Raw genomic sequence first — 11082 nt, forward strand, 5'->3', positions numbered from 1 at the left:
TCAGCGGCGCGGGCCCGGTTCCCGCAGCAGCCACTGCGCGAGCTGGTCCAGCGCCATGCCCAGCAGGCCGATGACGAGGATCACCACGAGCATCTCGTCGTAGGCCAGCCGGTCGCGGGCGTTGAGGATCTCGTAGCCCAGACCGCTGCTGACCCCGAGCATCTCGGCCGGGACGATCACCACCCACGCGATCCCCAGGGCGAGCCGCACCCCGGTCATGACGTACGGCCGGATGCTGGGCAGCACCACGCTGCGCAGCCGCTCGGCCGGGGTGGCCCCCAGCGTCTCGGCGACCCGCAGGTGCAACGGGTCCAGGGCCTTGACGCCCGCTGCCGTGTTCATGGTGATCGGCCAGATCGCGGCGGCGGCCACGAGGAAGATCACGGGGGCGTTGCCCACCCCCAGCAGCGCCACGGCCACCGGCGCCCAGGACAGCGGGGAGACCATGCGCAGGAACTGCACCACCGGGGCGCTGGTCCACCGGAAGCGGCGGTAGGAGCCGATGAGCAGGCCCAGCGGCACGCCCAGGCCCGTGGCGACGGCCAACCCGCACAGCAGGCGCCACAGGCTCGTCAGACCGTCCTGGACCACCACCCCCCGCTCGACCAGCGAGGCCACGGCACCGGGCATGCGCTCGGGCTGGAACGCGGCGATCATCGTGCTGGCGCCCGCCGCGGCGTGGGTGAACGCCCACCACACGGCGATCGTGACCAGCACCCCGAAGACCCCCCAGGCCGGGCCGGCCCAGCGGGACCCGGTGCGCCGGGTCGTCCGTGCCGGGGCGGAACCGGACGGGCCGGAGCGGGACGGGTCGGCGCGGGCGACGTCGTCGAGGTCGGTGGGGGTCCCCGAGGCGTCCTGCGGGGTCCGGTGCGGGGCGCTCATGGGGCGATCTCCTCGGTGCGGGTCGTGCCGGTCAGGCCGAAGACGCCCAGCCCGCCGGCCTTCTCGATGCTGCGGGTCACGAGCGTGTCGTCGACGAGCTCGCGATGGGCGGCGGCCGGATCCAGGCCGTCGAGGAAACCGGCCGGCGCGTCGACGACCGTGTCCTGCATGGCGCGCACCAGCTCCTCGGTGAAGCTGGCGTACGGGTACGGGCGGAAGTCCAGGCGCTCACCGTTCCACCCGGGGTGGTGCAGGGCGTCCTGGTGCTCGGCGGCGGAGTAGGTCAGGGCCTTCTGGATCACGGGCCGGGGCTGGGGGAGGTAGTCGGCGGAGAGCAGCGCCGCGGTCTCGGGGCGGTTCTGCCGGGCCCAGGCCTGCGCCCGGACGAGGGCGTCCATGAACCCCTGGGCCTGCGCCGGGCGGTTGCGGAGGAGCTCGCCGCGCATCATCGTCACGCAGCACGCGTGGTCGTGCCACACGTCGCCGAGGAACCGGTGGATGTTCCCCACCTCCTTCGCCTCGGCCGCCGCGTTGAACGGGTCGGCGACCACGTAGCCGCCGATCACCCCGTTGTTCAGCGCCGGGAGCATGTCGGAGGGGGCCATGGGCAGCAGGGCGACGGTGCGGCGCTGCCGGGACGGGGCCTCCCTCATCACCGGCGTGAGCCCGGCCTCGCGCAGCATCTTCTGCACGATCACGTTGTGGACGGACCACCACGCCGGGATCGCCACCGACTCCCCGGACAGGTCCTCGAGCCGGGCCACGTCCGGGCGGACCGTGAGCGCGGAACCGTTGATGTGGTTCCAGGCCGTGATCCGGACGTCGGCCCGCAGCCCGTAGCGCATGTACAGCGCCATGGGCATGAGCATGTGGATCGCGTCCACCTTGCCGGCCACGAACGCCTCGGACAGGGACGCCCAGCTGCGGAAGAGCACCGGCTCCGCGACCGGGACGGCGGCGTCGTCGTAGTACCCGTTGGCGTGGGCGACCAGCAGCGGGGAGGAGTCCGTGATGGGGAGGTAGCCGATCCGCACGGGGCGCTCCGGGCCGGCCGCGCCCCGGGCGTCCCGCTGGCCGTCCGCGTAGAGGGCCCCTGCGCCCCAGCCGAGCCCGGTGAGGGCCGCGGCCCCGGCCCCGGCCCGCAGCAGGACCCGCCGACTGGGCCCCACGGCGCTCATATGACCCAGTTCCCGAGACCGTCGTCGGCCCCGCGGTAGTGGGCGAGGATCTGCTCGGCCGTCGTGCCGTCCTGCGCCGGCACCCACTGCTGCCGGAACCCGCGCGGACCGGCGAAGAAGCCGATCCGGTCACCGAGGGTGATGGCCTCGTCGACGTCGTGGGTGACGAGGAAGACCGTCAGGTCGAGCTCGGTCGCTAGCCCGCGCAGCCACAGCTGGAGGTCCTTGCGGGTCGCCGGGTCCAGGGCGCTGAACGGCTCGTCGAGCAGGAGCACGTCGGGGCGCACCGCGAGCGCACGGCCCACCGAGACGCGCTGGGCCTGCCCGCCGGAGAGCTCCTGAACGGGGGTGTGCGCCAGCGGTGCCAGGCCGAGGATCCCGAGCAGGTCGTCCACGCGGGAGTCCTCGAAGCGGTCGCGGTTGCGCCGGTACCGGCCGCCGAGGGCGATGTTCTCGCGCACCGACAGCCAGGGGAACAGCCCGGGGTCCTGGAAGACCACGGCGAAGCGCTCGTCGACACTGCCGAACTCGATGCTGCCCCCGTCCAGGGGCTCGAGCCCGGCGATCGCCCGCAGCAGCGTGGACTTCCCGGACCCGCTGGGGCCCAGCACCGCGAAGGTCTCGCCGTTGCGCAGGGTCAGGTCCACCCCGTCGAGGGCGGGGGCGGAGGATCCCGGGTAGCTCTTGCGCAGCCCGCGGACGGTGAGCGCGGGCGCGTCGCGGCTCAGGCCAGGTTCTGCAACACCCACCGCAGGTGTCCTTCCGTGGGGGACTGGACGGGCAGGAACGCGGCCTCGCGGGCCCGGCGCGCCGTGGGGGAGGACATGGCGTAGCCGCGCCCTCCCACGACCTTCGCCTCGATCCGGGTGGCCCGGCCCGTGAGCAGCCCGGCGTCCAGCCGGAGGGAGAACAGCTCCCGGGGGTCCGTCTCCCGGGGCGTCTCCGCCAGGCGCAGCAGGTCGGCGCGCAGGCGCCGGTACTCGGCGGTGGCCTCCTCCAGCTCCTCCCAGAACACCTCGGCGACGCCCTGCAGGGACTCGTGCGCGGCGGTCAGCGCGGCGGCCGAGAGGCCGAGGCAGAACGCGGTCTGCAGCAGCAGGAACGGGCCGCGGACGGCGGCGAGGAAGGACGGGACGTCCTCGCTCAGCAGGTCCTCGGCGGGGTCCACGGCCACGGCCTCGAGCACGAGCACGCCCGAGGCCGTCGCGTTGAGCGCCATCAGGTTCTCGAGCAGCCGCACCGTCACGCCGGGCGCCGAGACCCGGGTCCGGACCACCACGCGCGTGCCGTCCTCCCGGACGGCGGGCAGCACCACGACGCCCTCGGGGTACAGGTTGGAGGCCCACGGGACGGTGCCGTCGAGGACCGGTCCCGACGCGCCGGCGGTCAGCGTCACGGGGATCTCCCCGATGCCGGCCGCGTCCTTGAAGGCCGGCGCCATCGCCGAGCAGCCGGGCACGGCCCCGGACCGCACGTCCGCGGGGATCTCCGTCCCGGTGACGGCGAGGTACTCGACGGTCGCCCGGTGGGCCCACAGGGAGAACGCCGTGGCGGTGCACTCGGTGGCGAGGTCGAACACGACGGCGGCCTGCGGGGCCAGCGACCCGGTCAGGCCGAGGTCCAGCAGTCCCCGGGCGCCCAGCTCGCGCAGGGTCTCCAGCGGGGAGGCGGCGGCCGTGTCGACGTCGCGGGCCCGGGCCGCGGCGGTGCGGCGGACGAGGTCGTGGTCCGGGTAGTCGACGAGCGGCGCGAGCAGCGGCCTGCCCTCGGGGACCGGCACACCGGCCGCGGACGGGGATCGCGTGGACTGGGTCATGGTGGTCCGTTCTGCCGGGGGTGCGGGGCGCGGCCGGTCCGCACGGCGGGCGGGCCCGGGCGGGAGGCACGACACGGCGGTCCCCGGCTCGTGGGGACCGCGCCGTGCCGTCGGGTGCTGCGGCCCCTCAGACGTTGAGCTTGAACAGCCGGTCGAACGGGGTGCCCACGGCCTGGCGGGCGCGCTCCACGGACGCCTCGTCGGGGGCGTTGTAGAAGCACAGGCACTTGGCGGTGTCCTCGCGCACGTAGGTGCGCAGGAAGGAGACCTCGGGGACCTCGGCGTACTTCGGGGAGTTGGCCTTCTTGCGCGCCAGGTACTGCTCCATGGTGATCTCGGCGGGAATGTCCCACTCCACCAGGAACTGGGCGTCGCCCTTGAGCTTCTTGATGTCGTCGAGCTCGGCGCCCACGAGGCGGACGGCGTCGGGGCCCGTGACCTCCGCGGCGGCGTCCCCGGCGGCGGCGCGCACCGTCTGGGCGAGGTCCTCGGCGCTGTCGGCCTCGACGATCACGAACACCCGTCCGTGGTCGGCCGTGACCTGGGACTCGATGAACTCGGCGCCCGCCGCGGAAACGGCCTCGGAGACCGTGGCGATGAGCTGGGTCACGGCGTCCTTGGACGCGGAGGCGGGAACGATCTCGAGCAGGTGGAGAGACATGTGGTTCCTTCCGGAAGGGGCGGGGCTGCGACGTCGGAGCCGCTCGGGCACTCCTGCCAGGCTAGGCTCCCGCTCCCGGAAGGTCCCGGAATCCGTCACACTTCGCAACACGGGGGTCCTGTGCGGGTCCTCCTCGCTCCACGGGTCCGTCCGGTGGACAATGTGCCCCCGTCCGCCCGCCGGCACGCACCACCGCCCTCCGGTCGCTAGCCTGGGGGAGTGCGCGCGGAAGAACTGAACCGGTCCGTCCAGGACTGCCTGAAGACCGTCTGGCTGGCCCAGGAGTGGTCCTCGGACGCCGTGACCACCACGGGGCTCGCCCAGCGGCTGGGCCTGTCCCCGTCCACCGTGTCGGAGGCCGTCAAGAAGCTCACCGCCCAGGGGCTCCTGAGCCGGCCCGCCCACGGCGGCATCGCCCTCACCGACCGCGGCCGGGACGTCGCCGTCCAGATGGTGCGGCGCCACCGGATCCTCGAGGCGTTCCTCACCGGTCACCTCGGCTACGCCTGGGACGAGGTGCACGAGGAGGCCGAGGTCCTCGAGCACGCCGTGAGCGAGAAGTTCGTCGCCCGGCTGGACGCCCTCCTGGGCCACCCGGAGCAGGACCCGCACGGCGACCCGATCCCGCGGCGGGACGGCACCGTGCCGTCCGCCCCGGCCGTGCTCCTGGCCGACGTCCCGCCGGGCAGCCCCGTGGTGGTGGCCCGGGTCTCGGACGCGGACCCGGGCGTGCTGCGACGGCTCGGGACCGCCGGCATCCGGCCCGGGACGGAGCTGGTGCTCGGCGAGCACCGGTCCCGCGCGGTGCCCGTGGTGGTGGACGGGGGCGTCGTCGAGGTCGACGTCCTCGCCGCGGAGGCGGTCTGGGTCCGGCCCCGGGGCCGTCCCGGACCGCCTCCGGGGCCCGTCAGGAGATGACGCCGTCCACCAGCGCCTTGGCCTCCCGCTGGACCTGCTGCAGGTGCTCCTCGCCGAGGAACGACTCCGCGTAGATCTTGTAGACGTCCTCCGTGCCGGACGGCCGGGCCGCGAACCACGCGTTCTTCGTGGTGACCTTCAGCCCGCCGATCGCCGCGCCGTTGCCGGGGGCGTTGGTCAGCTTCGCCGTGATCTGCTCGCCGGCCAGGGTGTCCGCCTCCACCTGGGCCGGGGAGAGCTTCTTCAGGGCCGCCTTCTGCTCCCGGCTCGCCGGGGCGTCGATGCGCTGGTAGACCGGGGCGCCGAACTCCTGGGTGAGCTCCGCGTAGCGCTGGGACGGGGTCTTCCCGGTGCGGGCCGTGATCTCCGAGGCCAGCAGGGCCAGGATGATCCCGTCCTTGTCGGTGGACCACACGGAGCCGTCCCGGCGCAGGAACGACGCGCCCGCGGACTCCTCGCCGCCGAAGCCGATCGAGCCGTCCATCAGCCCGGGCACGAACCACTTGAAGCCCACCGGCACCTCCACGAGCTCACGGCCCAGGGAGGCCGCCACCCGGTCGATGATCGAGGAGGACACCAGCGTCTTGCCGACCCCGGCGTCCGGGGACCAGCCCGTGCGCTCGCGGAAGAGGTAGTCGATCGCCACCGCCAGGTAGTGGTTGGGGTTCATCAGGCCCGCGTCCGGGGTCACGATGCCGTGGCGGTCGGTGTCGGCGTCGTTGCCCGTGGCGATGTCGTACTTGTCCCGGTTGCCGATGAGCGAGGCCATGGCGGACGGGGAGGAGCAGTCCATCCGGATCTTCTCGTCCCAGTCGAGCGTCATGAACGCCCACTGGGGGTCCACGGCCGGGTTCACCACGGTCATGTTCAGCCCGAAGCGCTGGGCGATCTCGCCCCAGTACGCCACGGAGGCCGAGCCCATGGGGTCCGCGCCGATGTGCAGGCCGGAGTCGCGGATCACGTCGAGGTCGACGACCTCCGGCAGCGTCCGCACGTACTCCTCGAGGAAGTCGTAGCCGCCGGTGGTCTCCGCCGCCCGCGCCTGGGCCAGGGAGACCCGGCGGACCCCGGACATGCCGTTCTCGAGGAACTCGTTGGCGCGCTGGGCGATCCACTCGGTGGCGTCGGAGTCCGCGGGACCGCCGTTGGGCGGGTTGTATTTGAAGCCGCCGTCGCCGGGCGGGTTGTGCGAGGGAGTGATGACGATGCCGTCGGCCATCCCCTCCGCACGGCCCGTGTTGTGGGTCAGGATCGCGTGGGACAGCGCCGGGGTGGGCACGTAGCCGTCCCGGGAGTCCAGCAGGACGGTGACGTCGTTGGCGGCCAGCACCTCGAGCGCGGTGTCCTGCGCGGGCCCCGACAGGGCGTGGGTGTCCTTGCCCATGAACAGCGGGCCCGTGATCCGCTGGCCGGCGCGGTACTCCACGATGGCCTGCGTGATCGCCGCGATGTGCTGCTCGTTGAACGAGGCCTTGAGGGACGAGCCCCGGTGCCCGGACGTGCCGAACGCCACGCGCTGGTCCGGGTCCGACGGATCGGGCACGACGTCGGTGTAGGCGTCGAGGAGCTTGCCGAGGTCGACGAGGTCACTGGGTTGGGCGACGGTGCCCGCACGGTTGGTCATGGCGCCCAACCTACCGCCGGGCGGTGGGTACGCGGGGTCTGGCACGCGATCGGGTCGCCAGGTTTCGTGCTTCGCGCCCGTTCGTGGAACGCTCCGCGCGGGAGGCCCGCGCGAGGGGCTGGAGGAATCGTGGCCGGTGGGACAGGATTGAGGGCACCAGACAGGGCAGGACCGAACGAGGAGGCCGGCACCATGAGCGACGCACCCGACGAGACGACCGACGGCCCGGGCAAGGGCCCGGAGGGCACCGTCCCGGACAACGAGAAGGGCATCGGGCTGACCACCGACGAGAACGCGACCGGCTTCGAGCCGGAGGAGGACCCCGAGGCGGCCACCGACCCGGACGCCGACCCCGAGGAAGAGGCCCTGGGCCACTCCTAGGCCGCGGGGCGGGGGCCGGGGAGGCCCTGGTCCTCGAGCTGGGCGACGACGGCGAGCAGCTGCGCCTCCGCGCTCGGGCGGCCGACGAGCTGGACGCCCATCGGCACGACCGGCCCGTCGTCGCCCGCCGCGCGGGTCCACAGCGTCGGGACGGTCACCGCGGGCAGGCCCACGACGTTCACCACCGAGGTCCACGGCGTGTAGCCGCACTGGCGCCGGTAGTCCTGATCCGCGCCCGCCGGGTCCGCGAGGTCGTAGCCCTCCCAGTACCAGCCCAGCGGGCGCGGTGTCATGGCCAGCGCGGGCGTCAGGACCAGGTCCCAGACGCCGTACGCGCGCACCACGTCCTGCTCGACGCGGCGCAGGACGCTCGCGGCCCGCGCCAGCTCGACCGCCGACCGGCGCAGGGCGCGGGCCCGGAAGGCTCCCGCGAGGCCGGTCAGCCTCTCCGCCTGGTCGTCGTCCAGCGGGGCCGTGCCCATCGAGGTGGTCCACACGTCGAAGAAGGCCCCGGGGTACTCGGGGTCGTAGGACAGCCCGGCCTCCCCGACCTCGTGACCGGCGGCCCGCAACCGGGCGACGCCCGCGTCGAGGGCGGCGCGCGCCTCCCGGGAGACCTCGATGTCCTGGACCGCGTCGAACGGGGAGGCGGTGCTCACCCCGATCCGCAGCGGCCGATCCCCCCACGGGAGGTCGCCCCGCCGGGCCGCGCGCACGGCGTCGAGGAAGGACCCCTGCGGGGCGGCGCGGACCGCCCGCTGCACCACGTTGCCGTGCGCCGGGCCGGGCGCGGGGGAGCACAGGACGTCGAGCAGCAGCGCCGCGTCCTCGGCCGTGCGGGCGAGGGGCCCGTTCACCACGAGCTGGGCGGCGTCCGACTGCGCGTCCGCGGTGGGCACCCGGCCGCGGTTGGGCTTGAGCCCGACGAGCCCGCACACCGCCGCCGGGATGCGCACCGATCCTCCGCCGTCGGAGCCCGGCGCCACCGGGAGCAGGCCGGCCGCCACGGCCGCCGCCTGGCCGCCCGAGGAGCCGCCGGCCCCCGTCGACAGGTCGTGCGGGTTCCGGGCGGGCGGGGCCACGAGGTTCTCGGAGTAGCAGTTGAGACCGAACTCGGGCACCTGGGTCTTGCCCAGGCACACCGCGCCGGACGCGCTCAGCACGGCCGCGAGGTCGTCGTCGGCCTCCGCCACGGGCGCGCCGCCGCGCCTCCCGGTCACGGCGGCGGAGCCGTAGGTGGTGGGCATCCCGGCGACGTCGTGCAGGTCCTTCACCGCGAGCGGCACGCCGTGCAGCGGTCCGCGCGCGGCCCCGGCGGGCAGGGCGTCGAGCGCGCGTGCCCGGTCGAGGGCGAGGTCCGCCGCCACGTGGACGAACGCCCCCAGCGCCGGGTTGCGCTCCTCGATCCGGGCCAGGAAGTGCTCGGCGGTCTCGACCGCGCCCAGGTCGCCGTGTGCCAGCGCGTCCCGCAGCTGCACGGCGCTGAGGTCTCCGATCGGGGTCACGGCGGCTCCTGTCCGGGGTCGTGGCGGCTCCCGTCCGGGGGCCGCAGGGCTCGGAGCCCAGGCTAGTAGGCTGACGGCTGTCCGGGCGCCTCCGGGCGCCCCCAGGTACCTCGACCCCGCAGGAGATCCCCGTGCCCACAGCCCATGCGCCCCGTCCCGCGGTGATCCGCGCGGCGACGGCGGCCGTCGTCCTGCTCCTGGCGTTCACCGGCTGCTCCTCCGCCGACCGGGACTCCGCGACCGGTGCCGGGCAGGACGCGCCGGCGTCCACCGCCCCGAGCGGCGCCGCGGCCTCCGGCGGCGCCTCGGCCGCCACCGTCCAGGAGGCGTGCGCCCGCGTGCTCGAGACCGTGCGCACCGCCCCGCAGCAGCTGCGGGAGGACCCCGCCGGACTGTTCACCGAGGTCGACGAGCTCGCCGCCACCGCCCCGGACGAGCTGTCCGGGCAGCTCACCTCCGTCCGGGAGGCCGTCGCCGGCTTCCGGCAGGGCGAACGCTCCTTCATCAGCGTGGTCCAGGAGGTCAGAGGCCTGCAGGAGCGCTGCTCCGGCTGACGTCCACCGTGCCGGGGCCTCCGGCGCCGGGCACGACCGAGGGGCTCCTCCGCACGGCGGGAGGTGCGTCTGCCGTGCGGAGGAGCCCCTCGGGGAGGTGTGCCGGGCGGTGCTACCGCGCCGCGTTGCGGACGGCCTGTGCGAGCACCCGCAGGCCGTCGCGCAGCAGTTCCTCGCCGATGACGAGCGGGGGCAGCAGGCGCACGATGTTGCCGAAGGTTCCGCAGGTGAGGATGATGACGCCCTGCGCGAGGCACTCCGCGGCGATCGCCTTGGCGGCGTCGGCGTCGGGCTCCGTGCCGCCGGGCCGGACGAACTCGAGCGCCATCATGGCGCCGCGGCCACGGATCTCGCCCACGATGCCGGTCTCCTCGGCCACCGGGGCCAGTTCCTCGCGGATGATCTCCTCGACCCGGCGGGCACGGGCGACGAGGTCCCACTCCTCGATGGTCTGCAGCGCGCCGAGGGCGGCGGCGCAGGCCACGGGGTTGCCGCCGTAGGTGCCGCCGAGGCCGCCGGCGTGGACGGAGTCCATGATCTCGGCGCGGCCGACCACTCCGGACAGCGGCATGCCGCCGGCCACGCCCTTGGCCACGGTGATCAGGTCGGGGACGACGCCCTCGTGGTCCACGGCGAACCACTCGCCGGTGCGCGCGATGCCGGACTGCACCTCGTCGACGACGAACACGGCGCCGTTGTCGGTGCACCACTCGGACAGCGCGGGCAGGAAGCCGTCGGCCGGCACGATGAACCCGCCCTCGCCCTGGATGGGCTCGATCACGACGGCGGCCACGTTCTCCGCGCCGACCTGCTTCTCCACCTGGAGCAGCGCCCGGCGGGCGGCCTCGGCGCCGGTCATGCCCTCCGGGTCCCGGAACGGGTAGGACACGGGCACGCGGTAGACCTCGCCGGCGAACGGGCCGAAGCCCTGCTTGTAGGGCATCACCTTGGCGGTCATCGCGAGGGTCATGTTCGTGCGGCCGTGGTAGGCGTGGTCGAACACGACGACGGCCTGGCGGCCGGTGTGCACGCGGGAGATCTTCACGGCGTTCTCGACGGCCTCGGAGCCGGAGTTGAACAGCGCCGCCTTCTTCGGGTGGTCGCCGGGGGAGAGCTCGGCGAGCTTCTCGGCGACGGCCACGTAGCCCTCGTACGGGGTGACCATGAAGCAGGTGTGCGTGAAGTGCGCCACGGCCTCCTGCACCTTGGCGACCACGGCGGGGGCGGAGGCGCCCACGGTGGTCACGGCGATGCCGGCGCCGAGGTCGACGAGCTGGTTGCCGTCGACGTCGAGGACGATCCCGCCGTCGACGTCCGCGGCGTAGGCGGGCACGGAGGAGGCGACTCCGGAGGCGACGGCCGCGGCCCGCCGGTCGGACAGCGCGCGGGACTTCGGGCCCGGGAGGGCGCCGTCGAGGCGACGGACCTGCTCGAGCCGGTACTGGATCTCGGTCTGGATCTGGGTCACGACGAGATCTCCTTTCGATGGGGACGGGACGGTGGGGACGGGACGGTGGGGACGTGCCTGCGCGGTCGGGGACGTCGATCAGTCGTGCTCCG

Annotated in this window: 11 protein-coding genes; 3 read left to right on the top strand and 8 right to left on the bottom strand. The window is 74.4% G+C overall.

Going from position 1 to position 11082, the window contains the following annotated elements; translation table 11 throughout:
* The 5 genes from ACYVM4_RS15485 to ACYVM4_RS15505 form a co-directional block, all read right to left on the bottom strand.
* On the bottom strand, positions 1-885 hold the full coding sequence (locus tag ACYVM4_RS15485; protein WP_460669107.1) for an ABC transporter permease: 885 nt from the start codon (positions 883-885) through the stop codon (positions 1-3).
* A complete protein-coding gene (locus ACYVM4_RS15490) occupies positions 882-2063 on the bottom strand; it encodes an ABC transporter substrate-binding protein (RefSeq protein ID WP_368820913.1) in 1182 nt (393 codons plus the stop codon). The genes ACYVM4_RS15485 and ACYVM4_RS15490 overlap by 4 nt, the downstream gene beginning before the upstream one ends.
* The gene (locus tag ACYVM4_RS15495) at positions 2060-2812 is read right to left on the bottom strand and encodes an ABC transporter ATP-binding protein (RefSeq protein ID WP_460669108.1); all 753 of its coding nucleotides are present in this window, start codon (positions 2810-2812) and stop codon (positions 2060-2062) included. The genes ACYVM4_RS15490 and ACYVM4_RS15495 overlap by 4 nt, the downstream gene beginning before the upstream one ends.
* Positions 2788-3879, bottom strand: a complete 1092-nt coding sequence (locus ACYVM4_RS15500) for an acyl-CoA dehydrogenase family protein (RefSeq protein ID WP_460669109.1) — start codon at positions 3877-3879, stop codon at positions 2788-2790. Before ACYVM4_RS15500 ends, ACYVM4_RS15495 begins: the two co-directional genes overlap by 25 nt.
* 127 nt (positions 3880-4006) lie before the next feature.
* Complete coding sequence (locus ACYVM4_RS15505; RefSeq protein WP_368820910.1) at positions 4007-4540, bottom strand: nickel-binding protein; 534 nt, start codon at positions 4538-4540, stop codon at positions 4007-4009.
* Between the two features lie 219 nt (positions 4541-4759).
* Here ACYVM4_RS15505 and ACYVM4_RS15510 point away from each other — a divergent pair, with 219 nt between their 5' ends.
* On the top strand, positions 4760-5458 hold the full coding sequence (locus ACYVM4_RS15510) for a metal-dependent transcriptional regulator (RefSeq protein WP_368820909.1): 699 nt from the start codon (positions 4760-4762) through the stop codon (positions 5456-5458).
* Here ACYVM4_RS15510 and pgm read toward each other — a convergent pair.
* On the bottom strand, positions 5448-7082 hold the full coding sequence (gene pgm / locus ACYVM4_RS15515) for a phosphoglucomutase (alpha-D-glucose-1,6-bisphosphate-dependent) (protein WP_368820908.1): 1635 nt from the start codon (positions 7080-7082) through the stop codon (positions 5448-5450). The two genes, ACYVM4_RS15510 and pgm, sit on opposite strands and share 11 nt — an antisense overlap.
* A 192-nt stretch (positions 7083-7274) precedes the next feature.
* Between pgm and ACYVM4_RS15520 the strand changes: the two genes are divergently transcribed.
* The gene (locus ACYVM4_RS15520; RefSeq protein ID WP_368820907.1) at positions 7275-7463 is read left to right on the top strand and encodes a hypothetical protein; all 189 of its coding nucleotides are present in this window, start codon (positions 7275-7277) and stop codon (positions 7461-7463) included.
* On the opposite strand, the gene ACYVM4_RS15525 is transcribed toward ACYVM4_RS15520, so the two are convergent.
* Positions 7460-8968: an amidase gene (locus ACYVM4_RS15525; RefSeq protein WP_460669110.1), complete on the bottom strand. Its 1509-nt coding sequence runs from the start codon at positions 8966-8968 to the stop codon at positions 7460-7462. The two genes, ACYVM4_RS15520 and ACYVM4_RS15525, sit on opposite strands and share 4 nt — an antisense overlap.
* A 131-nt stretch (positions 8969-9099) precedes the next feature.
* Here ACYVM4_RS15525 and ACYVM4_RS15530 point away from each other — a divergent pair, with 131 nt between their 5' ends.
* On the top strand, positions 9100-9522 hold the full coding sequence (locus tag ACYVM4_RS15530; RefSeq protein WP_460669111.1) for a hypothetical protein: 423 nt from the start codon (positions 9100-9102) through the stop codon (positions 9520-9522).
* A gap of 112 nt (positions 9523-9634) precedes the next feature.
* Here ACYVM4_RS15530 and gabT read toward each other — a convergent pair whose 3' ends face one another.
* Entirely contained in the window at positions 9635-10990 is a 1356-nt protein-coding gene (gene gabT / locus ACYVM4_RS15535) for a 4-aminobutyrate--2-oxoglutarate transaminase (RefSeq protein ID WP_368820904.1), read from the bottom strand.
* Between the last annotated feature and the right edge of the window lie 92 nt (positions 10991-11082).

Source organism: Kocuria himachalensis (assembly GCF_054784195.1).